At 65.6% G+C, this 23,242-nt stretch carries 27 protein-coding genes and 2 riboswitches; of the genes, 7 read left to right on the plus strand and 20 right to left on the minus strand.

Annotation, left to right across the window (positions count from 1 at the left end; translation table 11 throughout):
• A partial coding sequence (locus tag AAC014_RS00005; protein ID WP_339702507.1) for a hypothetical protein occupies window positions 1-399 on the plus strand: 399 nt, incomplete at its 5' end.
• The gene (locus tag AAC014_RS00010) at window positions 396-902 is read left to right on the plus strand and encodes a hypothetical protein (RefSeq protein WP_339702510.1); all 507 of its coding nucleotides are present in this window, start codon (window positions 396-398) and stop codon (window positions 900-902) included. The genes AAC014_RS00005 and AAC014_RS00010, both read left to right, overlap by 4 nt.
• Window positions 903-991: 89 nt before the next feature.
• On the opposite strand, the gene AAC014_RS00015 is transcribed toward AAC014_RS00010, so the two are convergent.
• A complete protein-coding gene (locus tag AAC014_RS00015; protein WP_339702514.1) occupies window positions 992-1,885 on the minus strand; it encodes a LysR family transcriptional regulator in 894 nt (297 codons plus the stop codon).
• A 103-nt stretch (window positions 1,886-1,988) separates the two neighbouring features.
• Between AAC014_RS00015 and AAC014_RS00020 the strand changes: the two genes are divergently transcribed.
• Window positions 1,989-4,088: a malate synthase G gene (locus tag AAC014_RS00020; RefSeq protein ID WP_339702517.1), complete on the plus strand. Its 2,100-nt coding sequence runs from the start codon at window positions 1,989-1,991 to the stop codon at window positions 4,086-4,088.
• An 85-nt stretch (window positions 4,089-4,173) separates the two neighbouring features.
• Window positions 4,174-5,421: a putative porin gene (locus tag AAC014_RS00025; RefSeq protein WP_339702520.1), complete on the plus strand. Its 1,248-nt coding sequence runs from the start codon at window positions 4,174-4,176 to the stop codon at window positions 5,419-5,421.
• Here AAC014_RS00025 and AAC014_RS00030 read toward each other — a convergent pair.
• From AAC014_RS00030 to AAC014_RS00040, 3 genes are read right to left on the minus strand one after another with little or no spacing between them, the layout of a single operon-like run.
• Complete coding sequence (locus AAC014_RS00030; RefSeq protein ID WP_339702523.1) at window positions 5,418-6,773, minus strand: sensor histidine kinase; 1,356 nt, start codon at window positions 6,771-6,773, stop codon at window positions 5,418-5,420. The genes AAC014_RS00025 and AAC014_RS00030 overlap by 4 nt on opposite strands.
• The gene (locus tag AAC014_RS00035) at window positions 6,773-7,435 is read right to left on the minus strand and encodes a response regulator transcription factor (RefSeq protein ID WP_339702526.1); all 663 of its coding nucleotides are present in this window, start codon (window positions 7,433-7,435) and stop codon (window positions 6,773-6,775) included. Before AAC014_RS00035 ends, AAC014_RS00030 begins: the two co-directional genes overlap by 1 nt.
• A complete protein-coding gene (locus AAC014_RS00040; RefSeq protein ID WP_339702528.1) occupies window positions 7,435-7,782 on the minus strand; it encodes a PepSY domain-containing protein in 348 nt (115 codons plus the stop codon). The genes AAC014_RS00035 and AAC014_RS00040 overlap by 1 nt, the downstream gene beginning before the upstream one ends.
• 109 nt (window positions 7,783-7,891) lie before the next feature.
• Here AAC014_RS00040 and AAC014_RS00045 point away from each other — a divergent pair, with 109 nt between their 5' ends.
• Window positions 7,892-8,149 carry a PepSY domain-containing protein gene (locus AAC014_RS00045; RefSeq protein ID WP_339702531.1) on the plus strand — a complete coding sequence of 86 codons (258 nt, stop codon included), beginning with the start codon at window positions 7,892-7,894 and terminating at the stop codon, window positions 8,147-8,149.
• Window positions 8,150-8,255: 106 nt separating this feature from the next.
• Window positions 8,256-9,068, plus strand: a complete 813-nt coding sequence (locus AAC014_RS00050) for an enoyl-CoA hydratase-related protein (protein ID WP_339702534.1) — start codon at window positions 8,256-8,258, stop codon at window positions 9,066-9,068.
• On the opposite strand, the gene AAC014_RS00055 is transcribed toward AAC014_RS00050, so the two are convergent.
• The 8 genes from AAC014_RS00055 to AAC014_RS00090 all read right to left on the minus strand — a co-directional run bounded on the left by AAC014_RS00055 (window position 9,065) and on the right by AAC014_RS00090 (window position 15,075).
• Window positions 9,065-9,835 carry an enoyl-CoA hydratase gene (locus tag AAC014_RS00055; RefSeq protein WP_339702537.1) on the minus strand — a complete coding sequence of 257 codons (771 nt, stop codon included), beginning with the start codon at window positions 9,833-9,835 and terminating at the stop codon, window positions 9,065-9,067. The genes AAC014_RS00050 and AAC014_RS00055 overlap by 4 nt on opposite strands.
• Window positions 9,835-10,959, minus strand: coding sequence for a tRNA guanosine(34) transglycosylase Tgt (tgt, locus tag AAC014_RS00060; RefSeq protein WP_339702539.1), 1,125 nt, complete (start codon window positions 10,957-10,959; stop codon window positions 9,835-9,837). Before tgt ends, AAC014_RS00055 begins: the two co-directional genes overlap by 1 nt.
• A gap of 39 nt (window positions 10,960-10,998) precedes the next feature.
• On the minus strand, window positions 10,999-11,532 hold the full coding sequence (locus AAC014_RS00065) for a hypothetical protein (RefSeq protein WP_339702542.1): 534 nt from the start codon (window positions 11,530-11,532) through the stop codon (window positions 10,999-11,001).
• Between the two features lie 47 nt (window positions 11,533-11,579).
• Window positions 11,580-12,605, minus strand: coding sequence for a tRNA preQ1(34) S-adenosylmethionine ribosyltransferase-isomerase QueA (gene queA / locus AAC014_RS00070; protein WP_339702545.1), 1,026 nt, complete (start codon window positions 12,603-12,605; stop codon window positions 11,580-11,582).
• Window position 12,606: 1 nt separating this feature from the next.
• Complete coding sequence (locus tag AAC014_RS00075) at window positions 12,607-13,320, minus strand: peptidylprolyl isomerase (protein ID WP_339702548.1); 714 nt, start codon at window positions 13,318-13,320, stop codon at window positions 12,607-12,609.
• Between the two features lie 80 nt (window positions 13,321-13,400).
• Window positions 13,401-13,895, minus strand: a complete 495-nt coding sequence (gene coaD / locus AAC014_RS00080) for a pantetheine-phosphate adenylyltransferase (protein ID WP_339702551.1) — start codon at window positions 13,893-13,895, stop codon at window positions 13,401-13,403.
• Between the two features lie 23 nt (window positions 13,896-13,918).
• The gene (locus tag AAC014_RS00085) at window positions 13,919-14,815 is read right to left on the minus strand and encodes a polyprenyl synthetase family protein (RefSeq protein ID WP_339702554.1); all 897 of its coding nucleotides are present in this window, start codon (window positions 14,813-14,815) and stop codon (window positions 13,919-13,921) included.
• A gap of 8 nt (window positions 14,816-14,823) precedes the next feature.
• Window positions 14,824-15,075 (minus strand): exodeoxyribonuclease VII small subunit, encoded by a 252-nt coding sequence (locus AAC014_RS00090; RefSeq protein WP_121051014.1) that lies wholly within the window; start codon window positions 15,073-15,075, stop codon window positions 14,824-14,826.
• Window positions 15,076-15,166: 91 nt separating this feature from the next.
• On the opposite strand from AAC014_RS00090, the gene AAC014_RS00095 reads away from it, so the two are divergent.
• Window positions 15,167-16,042 carry a hypothetical protein gene (locus AAC014_RS00095; protein ID WP_339702565.1) on the plus strand — a complete coding sequence of 292 codons (876 nt, stop codon included), beginning with the start codon at window positions 15,167-15,169 and terminating at the stop codon, window positions 16,040-16,042.
• Here the strand turns inward: AAC014_RS00095 and AAC014_RS00100 are convergent.
• From AAC014_RS00100 to AAC014_RS00135, 8 genes are all read right to left on the minus strand, one after another.
• Window positions 16,039-16,332 carry a DUF1294 domain-containing protein gene (locus AAC014_RS00100; RefSeq protein WP_339702568.1) on the minus strand — a complete coding sequence of 98 codons (294 nt, stop codon included), beginning with the start codon at window positions 16,330-16,332 and terminating at the stop codon, window positions 16,039-16,041. The genes AAC014_RS00095 and AAC014_RS00100 overlap by 4 nt on opposite strands.
• 42 nt (window positions 16,333-16,374) lie before the next feature.
• On the minus strand, window positions 16,375-17,943 hold the full coding sequence (gcvPB, locus tag AAC014_RS00105; protein WP_339702571.1) for an aminomethyl-transferring glycine dehydrogenase subunit GcvPB: 1,569 nt from the start codon (window positions 17,941-17,943) through the stop codon (window positions 16,375-16,377).
• Window positions 17,937-19,307, minus strand: a complete 1,371-nt coding sequence (gene gcvPA / locus AAC014_RS00110) for an aminomethyl-transferring glycine dehydrogenase subunit GcvPA (protein WP_339702574.1) — start codon at window positions 19,305-19,307, stop codon at window positions 17,937-17,939. Before gcvPA ends, gcvPB begins: the two co-directional genes overlap by 7 nt.
• Window positions 19,308-19,310: 3 nt before the next feature.
• A complete protein-coding gene (locus AAC014_RS00115; protein ID WP_339702576.1) occupies window positions 19,311-20,072 on the minus strand; it encodes a methyltransferase domain-containing protein in 762 nt (253 codons plus the stop codon).
• A 5-nt stretch (window positions 20,073-20,077) separates the two neighbouring features.
• On the minus strand, window positions 20,078-20,449 hold the full coding sequence (gene gcvH / locus AAC014_RS00120) for a glycine cleavage system protein GcvH (protein ID WP_293779230.1): 372 nt from the start codon (window positions 20,447-20,449) through the stop codon (window positions 20,078-20,080).
• Entirely contained in the window at window positions 20,449-21,564 is a 1,116-nt protein-coding gene (gcvT, locus tag AAC014_RS00125; protein WP_339702585.1) for a glycine cleavage system aminomethyltransferase GcvT, read from the minus strand. The genes gcvH and gcvT overlap by 1 nt, the downstream gene beginning before the upstream one ends.
• A gap of 47 nt (window positions 21,565-21,611) precedes the next feature.
• Window positions 21,612-21,718, minus strand: a riboswitch (glycine riboswitch).
• A 2-nt stretch (window positions 21,719-21,720) separates the two neighbouring features.
• Window positions 21,721-21,815: riboswitch (glycine riboswitch) on the minus strand.
• 136 nt (window positions 21,816-21,951) lie between these two features.
• Entirely contained in the window at window positions 21,952-22,341 is a 390-nt protein-coding gene (locus AAC014_RS00130) for a hypothetical protein (RefSeq protein ID WP_339702588.1), read from the minus strand.
• Window positions 22,342-22,578: 237 nt separating this feature from the next.
• A complete protein-coding gene (locus AAC014_RS00135) occupies window positions 22,579-23,196 on the minus strand; it encodes a hypothetical protein (RefSeq protein WP_339702591.1) in 618 nt (205 codons plus the stop codon).
• Window positions 23,197-23,242: the final 46 nt, after the last annotated feature.

Consider the following 23,242-nt stretch of genomic DNA (forward strand, 5'->3'; position numbering starts at 1 on the left):
AGCTCTGAATCAGAAACCGACCGGATTGGGAATCCCTTTTGTCAACGCGGCCTAGAAATCACGCTATTGGAGGAATTGGTATCAGGGCTATCAGCCACCACTTCGCACATCTGGATGGCCACAATAATCAATAAGCAAGATTTGTGGAACACAGAATACGGCAAAGTAAAAGATCATTACAATAAAGGTCAGTACGCTGATATTATAGCTCGAACCACTTCAAAGCTTGGATCAAAAAACTTTCAACATGAATATATTCCAACGTCTCTAGCGATATCGAACCTAACAACCGCATCTGGTCAAGTAGTTGCGAAAACAACTGAAGGATTTGACGTTAATTCTCGAAACGAATCATTGAGAAAATTATCTCAGAAACTTAACTTATTGGTGTCCCAATGATGGATAAACAATATTATCCCGTCTCCACAGAAGACGTTCAAAAGATGATGAGCTTAGTTCAGGAGTATTCTGAAAAACTTCGCATAATGTGTGAAAATTATATAGAGAGAAAAGCAAAAACTCAACAATCTCTTCTTATGATGTTTGCATTTTTTGGAGCAATTGCATTATCATCTTTATCTTTTATTTCTATTCCGTTTATTAGTGATCAAAATAAAGACAACATTATGCCTATTCTTTCATCTTTTGTTTTAGCAGCTACAATTACTACTTCCATTATGATAATGGCAACACGAAAAGTTAGAGATTATTATGATATACATCAAGTCGCAATGACAGTTGAGCGCCTCATACGCACCGCTTCGCAGTATGGGGAACACTCTATTCAAAATTTAAGCGACAAATTTGAGTTTGACATAAGACTAGCTGAAGCAGAGGCCGCATTGCGAGTTTATAAAAATATTTTTCATCAAAAAAAATCTCCTCTCGAAAAGCTTTTTTGATTTAAAATTTCTAATTTTATTTCGATTTTCCAGTTTTTAAAACTGAAACATAAGTACTTAATAAATTTGCAAACTTGAAAATAGTCGCCTTACCCCTCCCACGGCGGCATCGGCCGATACAACCCCTCCAGAAAATCCGTGAACGCCCGCACCGCAGGCGCGATTTCGGGGCGGCGGGGGGAGACGGCGTAGATGCCGACGTCTGCCGATCCCTCGCAGTCCGGCAGGATACGCACCAGCCGCCCGGCGGCGAGGTCGGCGCTCACGTCCCATAGCGATCGCAGCGCGATGCCGACCCCGGCGATGCACAGCTCGCGGACGACCTCGCTCGAATTGGTGCGCACGCGGCTGGTGCCGTCGATGGAAACCGTTCTCCCATCCCCGCCCGTCAGCCGCCACGGAAACTGGCCGGTTGCGGCGAGCAGTTGGTGCCGCGCGAGCGCCGCCGTGTCCTCCGGCGCGCCGTGCTGCGCGATATAGGCGGGGGCCGCGCAGAGGATGCGGCGGTTGGTCGCCAGCCGCCGCGCGCTCACGCCGCCGCCGACCGTGGGCGTGATCCGCACGGCAACGTCGATGCGCGCCGCCATCAGGTCCACGAACCCGTCCGAAAGATCGAGATCGAGCGTGATGCGCGGATAATCATCCAGAAACCGCTTCAGGTGCGGCGCGATGTGCAGCCGCCCGAACGATGTGGGCGCGGACACGCGCAGCAGCCCCGCCGGGCCGTCCTTGTCGCCAGCCACGCGCGCTTCCGCCTCCGCCACCGCCTTCAGGATCGCCAGCACGTCTGCGTGAAAGCGCTCCCCCGTTTCGGTGAGCGCGAGCCGCCGCGTCGTGCGGTTGACGAGCGCCGCGCCGAGCCGCGCTTCCAGCCGCGCCAGCCGCTTCGAAACCATCGCAGGCGAAAGCCCCACCGCACGCGCCGCCGCCGAAAGGCTGCCGCTTTCGATGATCTTGGCGAACAGCGCGTAATCGGCATCCATCCGATTTGTTCCTGTGGTGAAAAGCTGCTTTAATTTTCGTTCGTCTACCGCACGAGTTCGCGCTCGTCTATGAACGCGCGAAACCATACGGGACGATCAGACCATGACGACGAAGAACGGCCTCCAGATCGCAGACAGCCTCGTGCGCTTCATCGAAGAGCAGGCGCTGCCCGGCACGGGCGTTGCCGCCGACGCCTTCTGGGCGGGCGTTGCGGACATCTACGCCCGCTTCGCCCCCGAAAACGCCGCGCTCCTCAAAACGCGCGACGATCTGCAGGCGCGCATCGACGCGTGGCACACGGCGCGCGCCGGAAAGCCCATCGACGCTGCCGAGTATCAGGCGTTCCTGCGCGAGATCGGCTACCTCGTGCCCGAACCCGCGCCCTTCACCGTCACCACGCAGAATGTCGATGCCGAGCTGGCGACACTCGCCGGGCCGCAGCTTGTCGTCCCCGTGCTCAATGCGCGTTTCGTGCTCAACGCCGCCAACGCGCGCTGGGGCAGCCTGTATGATGCGCTCTACGGCACGGACGCGATTCCGGGCACCCCGGCGGGGAAAGGCTATGATCCCGCGCGCGGCGCGCAGGTGATCGCGTGGGCGAAGGCGTTCCTCGATCGCGCCGTGCCGCTCGCGAGCGGATCGTGGACCGGCTGGACAGGCGGCACTCCCGCGCTCGCCGATCCCGCGCAGCTCGTCGGCCGCGCAGGCGACAACATCCTGCTCCGCCACAACGGCCTCCACATCGAACTCGTCATCGATCGCGCGCACCCGATCGGGAAGGACGATCCGGCGGGCCTCGCCGATGTCGTGCTCGAATCCGCGCTTTCCACGATCGTCGACCTTGAAGACTCGGTCGCCGCCGTGGACGCGGAAGACAAGGTCGCCGCCTATGCGAACTGGCTCGGCCTGATGAAGGGCGATCTTGAAGACACGTTCGAAAAGGCCGGCAAGCCGATGACGCGCCGCCTGAATGCGGATCGCGATTATACCGCGCCGGACGGCACCGCGTTCACGCTCCCCGGCCGCAGTCTCCTTTTCGTCCGCAACGTCGGCCATCTGATGACGACGCCCGCCGTGCGCCTCCCCGATGGATCGGAAGCGCCCGAAGGCATCCTCGACGGCATCGTCACCAGCCTCATCGGCGTCCATGACCTCAAGCGTCAGGGCCGGTTCGTGAACAGCCGCGCGGGGTCGATCTACATCGTGAAGCCCAAGATGCACGGCCCCGAAGAGGCCGCGTTCACCAACCGCCTGTTCGATGCGATCGAGGATCTGCTCGGCCTTGCGCGCCACACGATCAAGGTCGGCGTGATGGATGAAGAGCGCCGCACGTCGGCCAATCTCGCGGCGTGCATCGCGGCGGTGAAGGATCGCATCGTCTTCATCAACACCGGCTTCCTCGATCGCACGGGCGACGAGATGCACACGTCGATGCGCGCGGGTGCGATGATCCGCAAGGGCGATATGAAGACCTCCGCGTGGATCACCGCCTACGAGAACCGCAACGTGCAGATCGGCCTCGCCTGCGGGCTTTCGGGCCGCGCGCAGATCGGCAAAGGCATGTGGGCCGCGCCGGACCGGATGGCGGACATGCTGGAGCAGAAGATCGGCCATCCGAAGACGGGCGCGAACACCGCGTGGGTGCCTTCGCCCACGGCCGCCACGCTGCACGCCACGCACTATCACGCCGTCGATGTTTTCGCGCGGCAGGAAGAACGCCGTGCGGAGGGCATCGACAGTCTCGGCGCACTCCTCACCATTCCGCTCGCCGCCGGGCACAACTGGTCGCCCGACGAGATTCGGGAGGAGCTGGACAACAACGCGCAGGGCATTCTCGGCTACGTGGTGCGCTGGGTGGATCAGGGCGTCGGCTGCTCGAAGGTGCCCGACATTCACGATATCGGGCTGATGGAGGACCGCGCCACGCTTCGCATTTCCTCGCAGCATATGGCGAACTGGCTGCTGCACGGTGTCTGCACCCCGGCGGACGTCGACGCCGCCTTCGCGCGCATGGCCGCGAAGGTGGACGCGCAGAACGCGGGCGACCCGCTTTACCGGCCAATGTCCGGCAACGAAGCGACGAGCCTCGCGTATCAGGCCGCGCGCGCGCTCGTGTTCGAAGGCGTTGCCCAGCCGAGCGGCTACACCGAACCGCTGCTCCACGCCTTCCGCGCGAAGGTGAAGGCCGCCGCCCAAGCCTGATAATTCGCTGACACCCCCTGTCAGATCAGTGACAGCGCGGCGCTGCTATCGGCAGCGCCGCGTTTGTTTTCTGCAAGGGGGTTTCATGACATCGTTCTCAGGTCTTTACCGTTCGCGCCTGCCGCTTTGCGCGGCATTGCTGCTGGCATCGTCGCTCACACCAGCGGCGGCGGCGCCTGCGGACGACATCGCCGAACTCAAAGCCGCGGTCGAAGCGCTGCGCGCCGAACAGGCCCGCGCGCAGGCCCGCATCGCCGAGCTTGAAGGCGCGCTCGCAAGGCAGCGCGAAGCGCCGGTCGCCGTCGCGGCTGCACCCGCCGTCAGCAGCGAGCCCTCCCGCCTCAGCCTCTCGGGCGACATGCGCGTCCGCTACGAATCCAACTTCGGCGTCGCCGACGCGCGGGACCGTGATCGCGGCGTCCTCCGCGCGCGCCTGCGCGCCGCTTATGCGGTGAACGACTGGCTCACCGTCGGCGGACAGATCGCCACGGGCGACCCTGACGATCCCAACTCCACCGACATGACGCTGTCGAACTTCGACGATGATCTGCAGGTCAGCCTCGATCAGGCCTATATCCGCCTCACCCCCGGCGATCTTCAGGTCCATCTCGGCAAGATCCCGCAGCCGTTCATGCGTACCGAGCTCGTGTGGGACGGCGACGTCTCCCCGCAGGGCGCGTCCGCCGCGTACACCGCCGATCTCGGCGGCGTGAAGGTGAAGGCGAGCGGGATCTACTTCATGGTCGACGAATCCGTCGCCGGGCCGGACAGCCGCATGATCGGCGGCCAGCTCTCAATGCAGACACCTTCCGCGCCCATCCAGGCCGAACTCGCCGTCGGCTACTATGACTACGCCCTCCGCAGCGTCGCGGGCGGTGACGCCGGTGACTTCCGCTCAAACCTCTTCGCGGGCGGGCGCTACCTCTCGGACTTCAACCTGCTCGACGTGATCGCCGCACTCACCTGGAACGGCCTCGGCGAAAAATGGCCCGTACGCCTCGTCGGCGACTATGTGCACAACTACGGCGCGGCGACCGATGCCGATACCGGCTTCGGCGTCGATCTCCTCGTCGGCCGCGCCAGCAAGCCCGGCGACTGGCGCTTCACCTACGGCTACGCCGAGGCCGAGACCGACGCGGTGCTAGCCGCATTCAGCCACGACAACACCAACATCGGCACGAACTACATGCAGCATACGCTCGCCATCGATTTCGTGCCGAAACACAACCTCGTGCTCAACGCCACCTACTACCGCTACCGGCAGAAGGACGGCGTCATCGGCCCCGTCGACTGGCAGAACCGCCTGCGCCTCAATTTCCTCGTCAACTTCTAGGAAGCAGCAGCAGCCGGCCACGCGAGGCGGACTTCAAGACCGCCGAGCGGGCCGGTGCCGAGCGTCATCGCGCCGTCGGTGGCGCTTACCAGATCGCTGACGATCGCAAGCCCGAAGCCGTGACCCGGCCCGGCCTCGTCGAGGCGCCCGCCGCGCACGAGCGCCGTCGCGGCGCGCGTATCGGCGATGCCGGGGCCGTCATCCGAGACAGTGACGCAAACCTCGTCATCCGCGACAACGCCGGACACGATGACGCGTCGCCGGGCAAAGCGCGCGGCGTTCTCCATCAGCGCGCCGAGAATCTCGGCAAGGTCCGAAGCGGCAAACGGCAGTTCGATGTCTTCGGGCACATCGATCTCGAACACGATCCGCTCACCCGCCTCGGTGCGCTCGATGACGGCGGCGACAGCCTCGGCCGCGTTGCAGACATTCGCGCGCGAAGATGCCTGCGCCTCGCGCGCCACCGCAGAGCGCGAGCGCGCGAGTTCAGCCTCAAGTGCCGCGCCCGCCGCCGCGATGGCGCGGTCGAGGCCGTCCGCCGCCTCATGGGCGCCCGCCTCGCGCGCCCGGCGGCTCTGCGCGGCAAGCGCCGCGAGCGGCGTCTTCAGGCTGTGCGCGAGATCGGCAGCGCGGCGGCGCGCACGATCGACATCCGCCGCGCGCGCATCGGCGAGCGAATTGATGGCGTTCGCCAGCGGATCGATTTCGGCGGGGTGGTCCGCCGAAAGCCGCGCACCCGGATTGCGCCGCATCCGGTCGAGTTCCATGCGGATGCGCGCCAGCGGCTTCAGCCCCAGCACCACCTGGCCGTAGGCCGCGCCGATCAGCACGAGCCACAGCAGCACCAGCGAGCCGATCATTTCCCGGCTGAATTCGCGCTGCGCATGGATAAGCGCGCTGTCGTCCGTCGCCACTTGCACCAGCACGGCGCGGCCGCTCTCGTCGGGCCGCACCATCCGCTCGATCACGAGCAAACCCTGCTCGAACGGCCCGGGTATTCGCCGCACGCGCCACTGGTCGCGCGGCGTTTCCGTCGCGGCGGGAAGCGACTGGTCCCAGAGCGAGGGCGAGTGTTCCTGTCCGGCTGCGGTCGTGACCTGCCAGTAAAGTCCCCCCGCAGGCGCGTTGAAGCGGCTATCGGAGGGTTGCGTATCGACAAACGGTTTGCCGTTCGCGTCAAGCCTCAGCGTGCCGAGCAGCTCGCGCGCTTTCGCCTCCATCGACAGCGCTTCGCGGCGCTCGATATGGCGCTCGAAGAGCATACCGAGCCCAAAGCCCGCAAGCGCAAGCGCGAGGAAGATCGCGGCGGCGGCGCTCACCAGCAGCCGAAGCCGCAGCGAACGCAACACCATCAGCTTTCCTCCGAAAGCATGTAGCCAAAACCGCGCCGCGTCTCGACGATGCCCGGCCCCGTCTTGCGGCGCAGCCGGGTGACAAGCGCCTCGATGGCATTCGTGTCGCCCGAATCGGCGGTGCCGTAGAGATGCTCGGCGATGTCGTGAGCGGCAGCGACGCCGCCCTGCTGGTGCGCGAGGAATTCGAGGAAACGGTATTCGAGCGGCGACAGACGAACCGCGCGCGCATCGACATGCGCGGCCATGCGGCTGGTATCGAGCGTCAGGCGCCCCACACGGATCAGCGGCGACCCATGCCCGGCCGCACGGCGCAGCAGCGCGCGCACCCGCGCCACGAGTTCGCCCATTGCAAAGGGCTTGGCGAGATAATCGTCCGCGCCCGCATCGATGCCCTCGACCTTCTCGGTCCATTCGCTGCGCGCGGTGAGGATCAGCACGGGAAAGTTGCGCCCCGCACTCCGCCAGCGCCGCAGCACGCTGAGCCCATCGAGGCGCGGCAGGCCGAGATCGAGGATCACGGCGGCATAATTCTCGGTATCGCCGCGATACCATGCGTCGTCGCCGGTCACGGCAAGATCGACGATGAACCCCGCTTCACCGAGCGCGCGGACGAGATCGTCCCCGACATCGGGATCGTCCTCCACCACGAGCAGTCGCATCAATCATCCTCGATCTTGATGAGCGCGCCCGTGCGGGCATCGAGTTCGACTTCGCGCACGCGGCCCTTCCTGGTCAGGATCTTGACCTCATAGCTAAGCACGCCGTCATCCTGCTCGAGTTCGATCTTCAGCACTTCCCCTTTAACACGCGCCTGCGCAAGCGCGAGGATACGGGGCAGCGGCAGGAGATCGCCGCGCTCGACGGCCGCGCGAATCGAGTTCGCTTCCTCGGCCCTCTTCGCCTTCTTGTCTTTCGCGGGCGCGCCGGAGGCGAGCGCCAGCGTCGTCGCCAAAGCGAGCGCCGCCAGGAAGACCCAACGCAGGCGGGATTTCAGGACCATCTGCATGAGCCACCCCTATCACGCCGCGGCTGACACTTCGCTGACGGCCGCAGACGACCGCGTGTCAGGCGCGGTCGGCTATCCGGCGGCAATATCGAACCCAAGGAGATTGCACATGAACCGATACGTTCTCCCAGCCGCCATCCTCGCCATCGCCGCACCATTCACCGCCGGCGCAGCAACACCCGCCGCGAAGCCGATGTCGTTCGGCGCCGCTGAAAAGCACGCCGCGAAGCAGGGCATCCGCGCGGACGAGATCAAGATCAAGGGCTCCACGATCAAGGTTGAAGGCCGCGACAACCGGAACCGCAAAGTCGAACTGTTACTCGACCGCCGAACCGGCGAAGTGCTCGACCGGCGCTTCGACGACTAGGCGCGGAGCGGGAGCCGGTCAGGTGAATGCCCCCTTTCAAATGACCGGTTCCCTTGTCGCCCGATGCCGCTAAGCATCGCCCGGAACTGCATACGGGGAGTTGCACATGGCCTACGAACACATCCTGCTCGAAGAACAGGACGGCATCGCGACGCTGACCATAAACCGGCCGGATGTGCTGAATGGCCTCAACACGCATTCGGTTGGCGAGATGATCCACGCGCTCGATGCCGTGCGGGATCGCGGCACGGCCCGCGTGCTGCTGATGACCGGCGCGGGCCGTGGCTTTTCCTCAGGCGCCGATCTTTCGGGCGGCAACGCGGGTGCAGCGGCGGCGGACGGCAATCTGCCTGCTGGGCCGATGGATGCGGGCAAGGTGCTCGAAAGCCATTTCAACCCTCTGCTTGAACGCCTGATGGATCTGCCCGTCCCCTTCGTCACCGCCGTGAACGGCCCCGCAGCCGGCGCAGGCGCATCGATCGCGCTGGCAGGTGACATCGTGATCGCCGCCCGTTCCGCCTATTTCCTGCAGGCCTTCGTCAACATCGGCCTCGTGCCCGATGTCGGCTCGACCTGGATCCTGCCGCGCCTCGCGGGCCGCGCACGGGCGCAGGCGATGATGATGCTCGGCGAGAAAGTGCCCGCCGCGCAGGCGCTCGACTGGGGCATGATCTACAAGGTCGTGGACGACGATGCGCTGATGACGGAAGCCGGCGCGCTTGCCGCGCGGCTCGCGAAGGGGCCGACGCGGGCTTACGCGCTCATCCGCCAGAGCCTGCGCCAGTGCCTCGACAAGCCGCTCAGCGAAGGGCTGATGGTGGAACGCCGTAACCAGCGGCTCGCGGGCCTCACAGAAGATTTCGCGGAAGGCGTCGCCGCCTTCCTGCAAAAGCGCCCCGCGAACTTCAAAGGACGCTAGGAAGCCTGGGTACGCCCCCGGTCGAGCACGGCCTTTCGCCGCGCCTCGACCGCCTCGGCACCGATCGCGCTATTGCCCGCCGACCGTTCCCTCTCCAGCGTCATCGCCTCACCGAAGGGGAGCGCGAAGCCATCGTCGATCAGCGCTTTCAGAGCCTTCAGCATCGCCGGATCGGCGGAGATCATATCCTCGGCGAGCCGCCGCGCCGCCGGCATCAGGTCGGCAGGCGCCACAACCCGGTTCACAAGACCCCAGCGTTCCGCCGTCACGGCGTCGATGAAATTGCCGGTCAGCGATAATTCCTTGGCGCGGGAGATGCCGATGGCGCGGCTCAGCCGCTGGCTGAGGCCCCAGCCGGGCATCAGGCCGATGCGCGCATGTGTGTCGGCAAAGCGCGCGGTCTCCGACGCGATCAGTACGTCGCAGGCAAGCGCCAGTTCGAAGCCCCCCGTGATGGCGACGCCGTTGATCGCTCCGATGACCGGCCCCGAGAAGCGGCGGAGCGCGCTCACGGGGTCGTCCTTTTCAACCGCATCACCAAGACTCGACGCGCCCGATCCCAGTTCCTTGAGGTCGAGCCCTGCGGTAAACGCGCGTTCGCCCGCGCCGGTCAGAATCGCCACGCGGATGTCGGGATCAGCCTCAAGCGCATCGAAGCTGCGCGCGAGCTCACTGCGAAGCGCCTTCGAAAGCGCATTCATCGCTTCCGGGCGGTTCATCGTGACGACGGCGTAACCCCCGCAGCGCTCGATCTCGACAACCGCCATCAGCCATCCTTTCGGTAGCGGCCGACGAACGCCTGCGCGAACGTCTCCAGCCGCCCCTCCGCGATGGCCTGCCGAAGCCCCGCCATCAACTGTTGATAAAAGGAGAGGTTGTGCTCGGTCATCAGCATCGCGCCCAGGATTTCGCCCGATCGGATCAGGTGATGGATATAGGCGCGGCTCCAGCCGTGGCAGACCGGGCAGGCGCAATCGGGATCAAGCGGGCCCGTATCCTCGGCGAAGCGCGCATTGCGAAGGTTGATCGGCCCATCGTGCGTGAACGCCTGCCCGTTCCGGCCCGATCGCGTCGGCAGCACGCAGTCGAACATGTCGACGCCCCGCTGCACAGCCCCCACGATGTCGTCGGGCTTGCCGACGCCCATCAGGTAGCGCGGCCGGTCTTCCGGCAGCAGCCCCGGCGCATAGTCGAGCACCTCGAGCATCTGCGGCTGGCCTTCGCCCACCGCGAGGCCGCCGATCGCGTACCCGTCGAAGCCGATCTCGCTGAGCGCCTGCGAGGAGGCGCGGCGCAAATCCGCGAACATCGATCCCTGCTGGATGCCGAACAGCGCCGCGCGGCCCGCGTGCTCGTGCCCGTCGAAGCCCTCCCGCGAACGTTTTGCCCAGCGCATCGACATCTCCATCGACTTCGCCGCCACCGCGTGCGGCGCGGGAAACGCCGTACACTCATCGAACGCCATCACGATGTCGCTGCCGAGGTTGCGCTGGATCTCCATCGAGCGTTCGGGCGTCAGCAGGTGCCGCGAGCCGTCGAGGTGCGAGGCGAAGCGCACGCCTTCTTCCGTCACCTTGGTGAGGTCGGAAAGGCTCATCACCTGATAGCCGCCCGAATCGGTGAGGATCGGCCGGTCCCAGCCCATGAAGCGGTGCAGCCCGCCAAGGCGCGCCATGCGCTCGTCGCCGGGGCGAAGCATCAGGTGATAGGTGTTGCCAAGGATGATGTCGGCTCCGCCCGCGCGCACGTCGGCGGGCTTCATCGCCTTCACGGTGGCGGCGGTGCCGACCGGCATGAACGCGGGCGTGCGAATATCCCCGCGCATCATGCGGATAGTGCCGGTGCGCGCCTTGCCGTCGCGCGCGTGGATGGAAAAGTCGAAACGCGTCATGGCGCGCCGCATAAAGCGAAGCGCGCGCGCTGGAAACGTTTATCCGCTGACGATGTGGATGCTGCCCTTCGCGCCTGCCGCGCCGTCCACGGTCTCGTCGGCGAGTTCGATGACGAAGGCGTCGCCGTCCGCGGTCTCGCCGGTCAACGTGTCGCCCGCGCGTTCGAAGGCGATGCCCTTCTGCGTGAAGCGCCGCGCGAACCAGCCCGCCACGGTCTTCGCGTCGGCGGGCGCGGTGAAGCCGACATCAACGGCGCTGTCGCCTTCCGTGTCCTTGGCGCCGGCATCCACCCGGATCTCCCCGATCGTCGAGCCGGGGTAGAGCTTGACCCCGTCGATATCGAAATCATCCGCGCCGAGCGCCACCTTCGGCAGCTTGAGGTTGAGGTCGAAGCCCGGCGTCGTCACCGTCACCGCCCCCGTCTTGCCGTCCGCCGCCGCCCCGAACACGCGCTTGCCCGCATCGTTCGCCGCGACGATCGCCACGTCCGCACCCCTCTCGGGCTGATCGGCAGGCTCGTCGCACGCGGCAAGGCCAAGCATGGCGAGCGCGGGAATCATCAGCTTCATCATGACCACCTCATTAACCGTATTACACAAATAATACAGCAGAGGCCGGATCACGGCAAGAGCAGGCTCGAATCGCCATAGGAGTAGAAGCGGTATCCGCCCCCGATCGCGTGCGCATAGGCGCCGCGCATCGTTTCCAGTCCCATCAGCGCGCTCACCAGCATGAACAGGGTCGAGCGCGGCAGATGGAAGTTGGTCATCAGCCCTTGCACCACGCGGAAGCGGTAGCCCGGCGTGATGAAAATGTCGGTATCGCCGCTGAACGGTGCGATTTCGCCGTCCTCGCGCGCCGCGCTTTCAAGCAGGCGCAGCGAGGTGGTGCCCACGGCGATAATCCGCCCGCCCGCCGTGCGCGCGGCATTCAGCCGCGCTGCCACCTCTGCGCTCACCTCACCCCATTCGGCGTGCATCCGGTGGTCGCGCGTGTCGTCCACCTTTACCGGCAGGAACGTCCCCGCGCCGACATGCAGCGTCAGCGTCTCGCGCCGCACGCCGCGCGCGTCGAGCGCCGCGATCAGTTCGGGCGTGAAGTGCAATGCGGCCGTCGGCGCCGCGACCGCGCCTTCTCGCGCGGCGAACATCGTCTGATAGTCCTCCGCGTCGCGCGCATCGGCCGGGCGCTTGCCAGCGATGTAGGGCGGCAGCGGCATCGTGCCCGCCGTGTGCAGCGCCGCCTCCAGCGGCCCCTCGCATTCGAAGCGCCACAGGACGCTGCCGTCCGCCGCCTTGTCCGATACGACACCTTCCAGCCCCGCGCCGAAATCGACACGGTCGCCCGCCTTCAGCCGCTTGGCATTGCGCACGAACGCCCGCCATTCATACGGCCCCTCGCGCTTGTGGAGCGTGACGCCGATCTTCGCCTCGCCCTTGCGGCCGAAAAGCTGCGCGGGGATCACGCGCGTATCGTTGAAGACGAGCACGTCGCCGGGCGCCAGCAGCGCAGGCAAATCACGCACCACCCGGTCTTCGAGGCTACCGGGACGCACAACGAGCATCCGCGCCGCATCGCGCGGGCTGGCCGGGCGAAGCGCGATCAGGTCCTGCGGGAGTTCGAAATCGAAATCGTCGACGCGCAAGTCAGTTCTGCGGCGGTGCCGGGGTCTGCGCGGCGGCCTGCTGCTCTGCCGGCGCGGGTTCCGGCGCGGCAATCGCGGGCGGCGGCGGCGGCACGTTGTCGGCTGCGATCGAAGCCTTGACGATGCGCGAAGGATTTGCGGGCGGTTCGCCGCGCGCGATCTTGTCCACGAATTCCATGCCGGAGATCACGCGGCCCCAGCCGGTGTAATTGCCGTCCATCGTGCCGGTCATCGGCATGAACATGATGAAGAACTGGCTGTTCGCGCTATCCGGCTCCTGCGTTCGCGCCATGGATACGGTGCCGCGCAGGTGCGGCAGCGCATTGAATTCCGCCTTGAGGTCGGGAAGGTCGGAGCCGCCCTGCCCGGTGCCCTGCGGGTCGCCGGTCTGCGCCATGAAGCCTTCGATCACGCGGTGGAAGATGATGCCGTCGTAAAAGCCGCGGCGCACCAGCGTCTTGATGCGCTCGACATGACCGGGCGCCATGTCCGGCCGCATCAGAATCGCGACGCGACCGCCCGTCGAAAGGTCGAGATACAGGATGTTCTCGGGGTCCTGCGCCGTGGGCGCCGCCACCGGCGCGGGCGTTGCCGGCAACGCCTGCTGAACCTTCATCGCCTGTTCCGGCGACATCTTGTCCGCTTGCTGAGCGGATGCAGGCGTCGCCGCCGCAAAGGCCAGCATTGCAAACAGTGCAGTCAATACGCGCTTCATGCCAAACCCTCGATTTCCACCTTGCTGCACGCCTTAGCCCGGAAAGGCTGCATCGGCGCTGAATATGATGGCGCTGAACATCACGATTTGCCTGCGGAGACCTTCGCCTTCACCGCGGCTGCGACCGACGGGGTCACGAACTTGCCGATTTCGCCGCCGAACACCGCGATTTCTTTCACCAGCCGCGAAGCGATCGGCTGCAGCGCGACGTCCGCCATCAGGAACACCGTCTCGATCTCGCTGTTCAGCTGCTGGTTCATGCCCGCCATCTGGTATTCATATTCGAAATCGGCAACCGCGCGCAGGCCGCGCACGATCATGCTCGCGCCCTGGCTCGCGGCGAAATCCATCAGCAGCGCGTTGAACGAGACGACCTCGATCGTGCCGTTCGCAATGTCCGCCGTCTCGCGGCGCACCTGCTCAAGCCGCTCGTCCAATGTGAACATGGGTGACTTGGACGGGTTCGTGGATACGCCGATGATCAGCTTGTCGACGAGCTTGGCGCCGCGCCGGATGATGTCGATATGACCGAGCGTGATCGGGTCGAAGGTGCCCGGATAGACGCCGATGCGCATGACGTGTCCCCCTGCTGATTTTTCTAGCGGTCGCGTTCGATCGCGAAGCGCGCAATGGCGCGCAGCAGATCGGCGGACTGGCCGAAGCCGTGCAAATGCCCGATCGCCTGATCGATCAGCATTTCTGCCTGCTTGCGCGCGCGTTCGATGCCGAGCAGCGACACGAAGGTCGCCTTGCCGGCGCCCGCGTCCTTGCGCACCGCCTTGCCCGTGCGGCGGCTGTCGCCCTCCACGTCGAGCAGATCGTCGGCGATCTGGAAGGCAAGGCCGAGATCGCGCGCATAGCCGCGCAGTTTCACGCGGTTGTCCGCGCTCGCCTTGCCCATGATCGCGCCCGCCTCGATCGCAAAGCCGATGAGAGTCCCCGTCTTCAGCTGCTGCAACCGCGTCGTCGTGGGCAGGTCGAACGTCTCCCCCTCGGCAACGAGGTCCATCATCTGCCCGCCCGCCATGCCGGTGGGTCCGCTGGCGCGCGCGAGTTCAAGCACCAGTTCTGAACGCACATAGGGGTCTTCGTGCGTAGCCTCGTCGGCGAGAACCTCGAACGCGAGCGCCTGCAGCGCGTCGCCTGCAAGCACCGCCGTCGCCTCGTCGAACGCCTTGTGCAGCGTCGGCTTGCCGCGCCGCGTGTCGTCATCGTCCATGCACGGCAGATCGTCGTGGACAAGGCTGTAGACGTGCACGCATTCGGTGGCGATCGCGGTGCGCAGCGCGCGCTCCTTGTCGACATGGAACAGGTCGCACGAAGCGACCACGAGCAGCGGCCGCATCCGCTTGCCGCCGCCCATCGCCGCATAGCGCATCGCTTCCACGAGGCGGCGGCGCGGATCTGCGGGGATCGGCAGCAATTTGTCGAAACGCTGGTCGATCGCGGTTCCGATGGCATCGAGCGCGGGTTTCAGACTGAGCGAAGCGTACACCGCGGCGCCTATTCTGTATCGAAGGGTCGTGTGCCCTTCGGTTCGCCGTCGGGGCCGATCTGGATAAGCTCGATGCGCGCCTGCGCGGCCTTCAGCTTCGATTCGCAAAAGGCCTTCAACTGCTGGCCCTGCTCGTAGAGTCCGATCGAGGCTTCAAGATCGACTTCACCGGCTTCGAGCTGGTGCACGATCTTCTCAAGCCGCGCGAGCGCGGCTTCAAAGCTCAGCCCCTCCAGCGATGCCGTGTCCACGCCGGTCATCTGACTCCCCATGCACGTTCAGTGTAGCGCGTTTTGGACGGGCGATGCGTGGCGGTCAACAGGGGTTTGGGTTGATGGCTTGCACAGCGCAGTGAAACGCCGCAGCATCCGGCCGCAGGGCACGGGCGGGCACGACACATTGATGCGGACGGTCTTCGACATCGCGAACACGCGCTACGAGGAATGGGTCTTCTTCGCGATCCCGCTCGCATTGCTCGCGCTGGCGGCCATCGGGCGCTGGCGCAGCAAGACGCAGCGCTGGTCGAAGGTGCTGCTGGTGTTCGCCGCGCTCACGTTCCTGATCATGCTCATTCCGCTTTGGGACTATCACGCGATGAAAGGCGTGATGGCCGATGGCCACGACATCAAGGTGGCCGAAGGCGTCGTCAGCGATGCCTGGACGCGGGAACGCCGCGAAGCCCGCAGCCGGGGCGACATCGGCTATCGTTACCGCACATGGGAAGGCTTCACCGTCGGCGGCGTCACGTTCGGCTACTGGCGCGGCTTCCAGCCTTCGGGTGCCAGCTTCACGAACCGGGGCGATCCGCCCGTCGCAATCGAAAACGGAATGCGTGCCCGCATCACCTACCACGAACAGTGGGACGACAAGCGCATCCTGAAGCTGGAACTGGGACCGGCCGCCGCGACGAGCAGCCCCGGCGCCGTCGCCTCATTCGCGCCGGACTGGACCCGCTTCGCCACTGCCGCCGCCACAGGCGACGCCGCGACCGTCAAGGCGCTGACCCGCTTCCCCTTCCTGTTCGAAGGCCAGGAGCTCAGCGCCGACCGCTTCGATTCGATCTGGATGGGCCTGTTCACGCCCGCCGTCCGCGAGTGCATGGGCAGGGCGCAGCCACAGCCGGAGGAGGACCGCTTCGTCGTGTTCTGCACGCCCTATGTCTTCTACTTCGACAAAGGGGCTGAAGGCTGGCGCTTCAGCGAATTCACCGCCGATCCCGAAGGTTAGACGAGCAAGGTCAGGAAAGCGCGTCCGCGCTCGGTGGACGCCGCGACAAGAAGCACAATCTGCAGCGCCAAAAGCGCGCGGAAACTTGTCTGAAAAGATGTCTTTCGTGTCTTGTGGCGTGCCAGCCGCATCGCCGCCCACGCACCTGGCGAACCGCCGATAAAGGCAAGGCCGAGCAGCGTGTTTTCCGAAATCCGGCGTCCGCCCGTCTCAGCCAAATGCTTGTCCCGGACATAGGCGGCGAAGGCGGTGAGGTTCACCGCGATCAGATAATATGCGATCATTCCCATCGCCGCCGTTTTTGCCACACCTGCGCTTAACAGGCGGTTTGCCTACTCCGCTGCGATGCTCTCCGGCACCCAGCTCAGCACGGGTTTCCGGGCGGCCAGCGTCTCGTCGAGACGGCGGCGCGGGGCGAGGTGCGGCGCGGCCTTGAAGTGCTCCGCCTCACCCGCCTTCGCGCGCGCCACGAGATGCCGCAGCGTCGCGATGAACTGGTCGAGCGTTGCCTTGCTCTCGGTTTCCGTGGGCTCGATCAGCATCGCGCCGTGGACGACGAGCGGGAAGTACATCGTCATCGGGTGATAGCCCTCGTCGATCAGCGCCTTGGCGATGTCGATCGTGGTGACGCCGGTGCCGTCGAGGAAATGATCGTCGAACAGCGCCTCGTGCATACACGGCCCCGACGTGCCGAACGGCGCGGTCATCACGTCGTCGAGGCTGCGCAGCACGTAGTTCGCGTTCAGCACGGCATCCTCGGCTACCTGCCGTAGACCATCGGCGCCATGGCTCATGATATAGCTGAGCGCACGCACGAACATGCCCATCTGGCCGTGGAACGCGACCATGCGGCCGAAGCTCCGCGCGTGCCCGTCGCCCTTGCCGTGCGCCTGCTCTTCCTCGACCAGCTCATAATGCGTGCCCGTGTGGCGCACGAACGGAAGCGGCGCGAACGGCGCCAGTGCCGCCGAGAATACCACTGGCCCCGCGCCCGGCCCGCCGCCGCCGTGCGGTGTCGAGAAGGTCTTGTGGAGGTTGATGTGCATGGCGTCGATGCCGAGGTCGCCGGGGCGAACCTTGCCGACGATGGCGTTGAAGTTGGCGCCGTCACAGTAAACGTAAGCGCCCGCCGCGTGCACGGCCTCGCAAATCGCGATCATGTCGGGCTCGAACAGGCCACACGTGTTCGGGTTGGTGATCATCACCGCCGCCACATCCGTGCCGAGCCGCGCCTTCAGCGCCGCGAGATCGACACGGCCCGCCGGGGTCGCCGGGATATTCTCCACCTCATAGCCGCAGAAGGCCGCCGTGGCGGGATTGGTGCCGTGCGCCGATTCGGGAACCAGAACCACCTTGCGCGTCTCGCCGCGCGCCTCGTGCGCCGCGCGGATCGCGAGCATCCCGCAAAGCTCGCCGTGTGCGCCCGCCTTCGGGCTCATGGCGACTTCGGGCATCCCGGTCAGCGTTTTCAGCCAATGCGCGAGACTATCGATGAGTTCGAGCGCACCCTGCACGCTGTCCACCGGCTGCAGCGGGTGGATGTCCGAAAAGCCGGGCAGGCGCGCCATCTTTTCGTTGAGGCGCGGGTTGTGCTTCATCGTGCACGAGCCGAGCGGGAACAGGCCCATGTCGATCGCGAAGTTCTGGCGGCTGAGCCGCGTGTAGTGGCGCACGACCTCGGGCTCCGACAGACCGGGCAGCCCGATCGCCTCGCGCTCCAGCCCGCCGAGCCGCGACGCAACCTTCGGCGGCGCGGGCAGGTCGACACCCGTGCGCGTGCTGTCGCCGATCTCGAAGATGAGCGGCTCTTCGAGCGCAAGGCCCCGGTTTCCGGTGAAGGTCTCGATCTCGCCGGTCTCGATGGCGCCCGGCGCCGTTTCGCGTCCCTGACGGTTCAGCATGACACGGCCTCCTCATACGCTGCGACAAGTCTGTCGATGTCCTCGTCCGTCTGCGTTTCCGTCACGGCAACCACGACACCGTTCGCGAGGCTCGCCTCGCCCGGATAGAGCCGCCCGAGCGCAACGCCGCCGAGCACGCCCGCGTCCGCCATGCGCCGGATCGCGGGCCGCGCCTCGACGGAAAGCCGCAGCGTGAACTCGTTGAAGAACGGCCCGTTCAGCAGGTCGACGCCCGGAATCGCCGCCAGCCGCTCCGCCACCTGCACCGCGCGGGCGTGGTTGAGCGCCGCAAGGTCGCGCAGCCCCTTCTCGCCGAGCAAGCTCATGTGGATCGTGAACGCAAGGCTGATGAGCCCGGAGTTGGTGCAGATGTTCGACGTCGCCTTCTCGCGGCGGATATGCTGCTCGCGCGTCGAGAGCGTCAGCACGAAGCCGCGCTTGCCTTCGGCGTCCACCGTCTCGCCGCACAGCCGCCCCGGCATCTGACGGACATGCTTGTGGTTGCAGGCGAAGAGGCCGAGATACGGCCCGCCGAAGCTGAGCCCGCCGCCGATCGACTGGCCCTCGCCCACAACGATGTCCGCGCCCATCGCGCCCGGCGAACGGACCGCGCCGAAGGCGACAGCTTCCGTCACAACCGCGATCAGCAGCGCGCCCTTCTCGTGGCAGCGCGCGGCAAGCTCCGAAAGGTCGGCGACGTGGCCGAAGAGGTTTGGGTTCTGCACGACGACGCAGCTCGTCTCGTCGTCGATCGCCGCGATGAGCGCGGCGATATCATCACCCGGCGCACCGTCCGTCAGCGTCGGCACGGTGGCGACCACTTCATCATCGGTAAAGTGCGTCAGCGTCTTCGCGACCGAGACATAGTGCGGATGCAGCCCCGCCGAGAGCAGCGCCTTCGCCCTGCGGGTCACGCGCCGCGCCATGAAGATCGCTTCCACGCACGCCGTGGAGCCGTCGTACATCGAGGCGTTCGCCACATCCATGCCGGTCAGCCGCGCGACCTGCGTCTGGAACTCGAACAGATACTGCAGCGTGCCCTGCGCGATCTCGGGCTGGTAGGGCGTGTAGCTGGTCAGGAACTCGCCACGCTGGATTAGGTGATCGACGCTCGCCGGCACATGGTGCTTGTAGGCGCCGCAGCCGAGGAAGAAGGGCACGTGCGTTGCCGTCAGGTTCTTCCGCGCCATCGCGGAGAGCGCGCGCTCCACCTCCATCTCGCTCATGTGGAGCGGCAGGCCTTCCACCGGGCCGGAAAGCCGCGCGGCGGTGGGCACGTCGCGGAACAGGTCGTCAACGCTCGGCGCGCCGATCTTGCCGAGCATCGCGGCGCGGTCGTCGGCAGTGAGGGGCAGGTATCGCATTCGCTACTCCGGTTTTGTGGCTGCGAAGCGCAGCCGCACGTAATCCGCCATCCAGTTGCCGTCCGCATCGCAGAGGATGGGACGGAGAAGTTCGACAGTCTCATCGATCACCGCCTGCCGGTCGCTGTCCGTGACCTTGAGCGCATCGAGGAAACCGGTGCGAAACGTCGTGAGCCACGCCGCCATGCCGCTCGCGAGCGGCGTCTGGCGCGGGATGATGTCGCACACCTCAACCGCGAATCCCGCAGCCTCCAGCGCGGCGCGCGCCTGCGGTGCGGTCATGTAGACCTGGTCCTCATGGCCAGGCACGGCATAGCCGCGCGCCTTCAGCACGCCGCGCAGGCCCGCGCGGATCGCGGCGATGTTACCGAAACCACCGCATTCGGCGATGAAGCGCCCGCCCGGCTCCAAGGCGCGGTGCACCCCCGCGAACACCGCCGCCGTGTCGGGCATCCAGTGCAGCGCTGCGTTCGAGAACACGGCATCGAAACCGCCGTCGAAGGTCAGCCGCTGGCCGTCCATCACCTCGGCGTCGAGGCCCTTGGCGCGCGCAGCTGCCACCATCGCCGGATCAGCATCGGTGCCGAGCACGCTCGCCCCCGCCTCGACGAGCTTCAGCGTCAGCACGCCGTCGCCGCAGCCCAGATCGAGGATGCGCTCGCCCGCCTTCGGCGCAAGCAGCCCAAGCACGGCAGCCCCGAGCGCAGGCACGAACGACGCGTGGGCGGCGTATTCGGCTGGATCGAAATTGTGCTGCCGCGCCATCGCGACTACAGGTCCGCGCAGAACGCGGCGTAGGCGTCCGCGTCCATCAGGCCGGAAAGCTCGGCAGCGTTGCCGATGCTCATCCTGAAGAACCAGCCATCGGTTTCCGCAGCGCTGTTAACGAGCGCCGGATCGGCTTCGAGGGCATCGTTCACTTCACTGACGCTACCCGAAATCGGCGCATAGACCTCGCTCGCGGCCTTCACCGATTCGACGACGGCGGCATCCTTGCCCTGCACCAGCGCCTTGCCCACGGCGGGAAGCTCAACAAACACCACGTCGCCGAGCTGGCCCTGCGCATAATCGGTGATGCCCACGGTGGCGGTGTCGCCCTCAACGCGGACCCACTCGTGCTCTTTCGAATAATAGACGGTCATCACTGGCCTCCCTGTCTGACATAACGGTGCGGAACGAACGGCATGGGCGCGACAACGGCGGCGAGCCGCCGTCCGCGAACATCGATTTCAAGCGCGGTGCCGTCGGCGGCATAGCTCGCCGAAACGAAGCCCATCGCGATCGGCGCGCCTACCGTGGGCGCGAACCCGCCCGAGGTGACGACGCCCACCTTCTCGGTCCCGGCGAAAATCTCGGCGCCTTCGCGCGCGGGCAGTTTGCCTTCGACGCGCAGCCCGATGCGCTTCACCGGCGCACCGTTCAGCAACTGGCCGAGAATACGCTCCGCGCCCGGAAACCCGCCTTCGACCTTGCGGCGCTTGGAAATCGCAAAGCCGAGATCGGCCTCGATCGGCGTAGAGGCCGTGGAAAGGTCGTGGCCATAGAGCGGCAGCCCTGCCTCCAGCCGCAGCGAATCGCGCGCGCCAAGGCCGATCGGCTTCACTTCGGGCTGAGCCAGCAGCGCGCGGGCAACGGCTTCGACGTGCTCTGCAGGCACCGAAATCTCGAAGCCGTCCTCGCCCGTGTAGCCGGAGCGGCTTACCCACACGTCCACATCCTCAATGCGGAAGGCCCCTGCCTTCATGAATACCAGGGTCGAAACTTCGCCCGCGACGCGCGCCAGCGCATCCACCGCCTTCGGCCCCTGCAGCGCGAGCAGCGCGAGATCGGTGCGGTGAACGAGCGATACGCCGTCCGCAAGTCGCGCCGCAATGTGCGCAATGTCGCCGTGCTTCGTCGCACCGTTGACGACGACATAGAAATGATCGCCGCGGTTCGTCACCATCAGGTCGTCGATGATGCCGCCGTTGTCGTCGAGCAGCAGCGAATAGCGCATCCGGTTCTCGCGCAGCGCCAGGAAATCGCCGGGCATCAGGCTCTCGAGCGCGGCAGCAACGTCCTGGCCGCGAAATTCCAGCTGCCCCATGTGGCTCACGTCGAACAGGCCGGCGCTCTCGCGCGTCCAGCTGTGCTCGGCCATGATGCCTTCGAACTGCACGGGCATGGCATAGCCTGCGAACGGCACCATGCGCCCGCCGAGTTCGCGATGCAGGGCATCGAGCGGCAGCGTCAGCGCGGTTTCATCGGATTCAGACATCAGGGCTCCGTTCGTGACACAGATTCCCGATGCAAAGCCGCACCGGGCCGCCCCCATCTGTCACGGAACCTGAGAGTTTCGCGCTGGCCGGGCCTGCGCTTACCCCGTCGGTGGGATGCGCCCGAAGCCGCATCCGCTTTCCAGAGCGCCGTACAAGATGGCCGCGCGGTCCATGGGCCTGAGAGATTCCGGGGGCGGTTGCTCCTTCGGCGCCGCATTCCGAAGAATGCGGACTCTCCCGCGCGTCACCGATGCCGGAGCACCGACGGCATGGCCTCCATGCGGGGCGGCAGGGATTCTGTCAACGGGGCTGATCGGAACAGGCGTGAAAAGGGCGGCACGTCGCCAGGCCGCCCTTTCCGTATCAGGCCTGTTGGGTAAGCGGCGTTATTCGAGCCACTGCCCCGTGCCCTTCGCCGCCGCGCCCTTACCATGCAGCGTCAACGTCCCGCGCCGCCCAGCATAGGCGCCCGTCTTGCCGACGAGGCCGCCCACGCAGCTCGTTTCCGTGCCGGCCTTGTCGACAAAGTTGCAGCCCATCAGCGCGCTGAACGTGCCGTCGTTCGAAACGATGTCGCACGCGCCGTGCATCATGAAGATCGAGTCGCGCGGTGGCTGGCTCATCGATATGCATTTCGTCGTGCTCGTGGTCTTGCGGCCGTCCGCGAAGGTCGCGTTGCTTTTGCCTGTCCAGTAAGCGCCGCCGAAGGGCGCACCGTCGGCCCCGACGCCGCCAACCGTCGCAGGCGTGTCATTTTGCGATTCAAAGGTAAACATCTGGGCGCTGGCGCCACTGGCGGCTGTTATCGTCAAAGTAACAGCCATTCCAACCATCAATATATTCATGATCTCTCCCCACTACAGCTTCGTTGTCGGCAGGAAGCCAAGCAAATTAATCAAAGCGGGAAGCAAATGATGGCAACTGGGTATCGTGGGTTGGATGTACCCCCGATCGCCGCATTTCTCAACGTTTATCCTCGAAACGACGGTCCCGGATGCGCCGGAACCGCGCTTTCACTTTCCGACGTTGTACGCGAGCGCCGCATCGTCGAGCTGGAAGCCGACCAGAAGTTCGAAGCTGGCGTTCTTCAATGCGCTTCGCGCTTCCGGCGCGGCCAGCGGGTCGATCGCGGCGTCGGCGTCGCCCGGCTTGCGCTCACGGGTCAGCTCGCGTGCGATGTTTTCGGGCAGCGCGGCAGCGGCGCGGCTGATGTCGCTGCGCGCATACCCGGTCGTGCGCGCACGCAGCTGGCCGTCATCGAAGCGCAGCGTAACGCTGCCGAGCTGCTTGGAGAGCAGCTGGTCGCCCGCCCGCAGCACAACGGCGAAATAAGGCAGCGTCACTTCGCGCGCACCGCTGGCGTTCGCGCGCTGTGCCACGACATCGAACGAAAGCTGACTATTCAGCCGCTCCGCCGATTCGGCGCAGGTGGCGCGCACGTTGGTGATCACGGCGGTCACATCGATGGCGTTCGCGTCGCGGCTTGTCTCCGGCGAGAACAACGTCACCTCGCTCGCGTACTGGAGCGTACCGGCCGCAGGGCAGGGGCTGCGCGTGATCTTCAGCGGATTGCCGCCACCGCAAGCTGCCAGCATGAGGAGCGCAGGCACAACAACGAAAAACTGGCGCACGAGTGACGATCCTTCCCGCATCGGGCTGAGAGCGCCCTTTGGCACC

The organism is uncultured Sphingosinicella sp. (assembly GCF_963974575.1).
Taxonomy (GTDB): domain Bacteria; phylum Pseudomonadota; class Alphaproteobacteria; order Sphingomonadales; family Sphingomonadaceae; genus Sphingosinicella.

What these genes read in the sequence shown, in the direction of transcription:
- AAC014_RS00010 (WP_339702510.1), top strand. Translation starts at nt 396, where the DNA reads ATGATGGATAAACAATATTATCCCGTCTCCACAGAAGACGTTCAAAAG.
- AAC014_RS00015 (WP_339702514.1), bottom strand. Translation starts at nt 1,885, where the DNA reads ATGGATGCCGATTACGCGCTGTTCGCCAAGATCATCGAAAGCGGCAGC.
- AAC014_RS00020 (WP_339702517.1), top strand. Translation starts at nt 1,989, where the DNA reads ATGACGACGAAGAACGGCCTCCAGATCGCAGACAGCCTCGTGCGCTTC.
- AAC014_RS00025 (WP_339702520.1), top strand. Translation starts at nt 4,174, where the DNA reads ATGACATCGTTCTCAGGTCTTTACCGTTCGCGCCTGCCGCTTTGCGCG.
- AAC014_RS00030 (WP_339702523.1), bottom strand. Translation starts at nt 6,773, where the DNA reads ATGGTGTTGCGTTCGCTGCGGCTTCGGCTGCTGGTGAGCGCCGCCGCC.
- AAC014_RS00035 (WP_339702526.1), bottom strand. Translation starts at nt 7,435, where the DNA reads ATGCGACTGCTCGTGGTGGAGGACGATCCCGATGTCGGGGACGATCTC.
- AAC014_RS00040 (WP_339702528.1), bottom strand. Translation starts at nt 7,782, where the DNA reads ATGCAGATGGTCCTGAAATCCCGCCTGCGTTGGGTCTTCCTGGCGGCG.
- AAC014_RS00045 (WP_339702531.1), top strand. Translation starts at nt 7,892, where the DNA reads ATGAACCGATACGTTCTCCCAGCCGCCATCCTCGCCATCGCCGCACCA.
- AAC014_RS00050 (WP_339702534.1), top strand. Translation starts at nt 8,256, where the DNA reads ATGGCCTACGAACACATCCTGCTCGAAGAACAGGACGGCATCGCGACG.
- AAC014_RS00055 (WP_339702537.1), bottom strand. Translation starts at nt 9,835, where the DNA reads ATGGCGGTTGTCGAGATCGAGCGCTGCGGGGGTTACGCCGTCGTCACG.
- tgt (WP_339702539.1), bottom strand. Translation starts at nt 10,959, where the DNA reads ATGACGCGTTTCGACTTTTCCATCCACGCGCGCGACGGCAAGGCGCGC.
- AAC014_RS00065 (WP_339702542.1), bottom strand. Translation starts at nt 11,532, where the DNA reads ATGATGAAGCTGATGATTCCCGCGCTCGCCATGCTTGGCCTTGCCGCG.
- AAC014_RS00075 (WP_339702548.1), bottom strand. Translation starts at nt 13,320, where the DNA reads ATGAAGCGCGTATTGACTGCACTGTTTGCAATGCTGGCCTTTGCGGCG.
- coaD (WP_339702551.1), bottom strand. Translation starts at nt 13,895, where the DNA reads ATGCGCATCGGCGTCTATCCGGGCACCTTCGACCCGATCACGCTCGGT.
- AAC014_RS00090 (WP_121051014.1), bottom strand. Translation starts at nt 15,075, where the DNA reads ATGACCGGCGTGGACACGGCATCGCTGGAGGGGCTGAGCTTTGAAGCC.
- AAC014_RS00100 (WP_339702568.1), bottom strand. Translation starts at nt 16,332, where the DNA reads ATGGGAATGATCGCATATTATCTGATCGCGGTGAACCTCACCGCCTTC.
- gcvPB (WP_339702571.1), bottom strand. Translation starts at nt 17,943, where the DNA reads ATGCTGAACCGTCAGGGACGCGAAACGGCGCCGGGCGCCATCGAGACC.
- gcvPA (WP_339702574.1), bottom strand. Translation starts at nt 19,307, where the DNA reads ATGCGATACCTGCCCCTCACTGCCGACGACCGCGCCGCGATGCTCGGC.
- AAC014_RS00115 (WP_339702576.1), bottom strand. Translation starts at nt 20,072, where the DNA reads ATGGCGCGGCAGCACAATTTCGATCCAGCCGAATACGCCGCCCACGCG.
- gcvH (WP_293779230.1), bottom strand. Translation starts at nt 20,449, where the DNA reads ATGACCGTCTATTATTCGAAAGAGCACGAGTGGGTCCGCGTTGAGGGC.
- gcvT (WP_339702585.1), bottom strand. Translation starts at nt 21,564, where the DNA reads ATGTCTGAATCCGATGAAACCGCGCTGACGCTGCCGCTCGATGCCCTG.
- AAC014_RS00130 (WP_339702588.1), bottom strand. Translation starts at nt 22,341, where the DNA reads ATGTTTACCTTTGAATCGCAAAATGACACGCCTGCGACGGTTGGCGGC.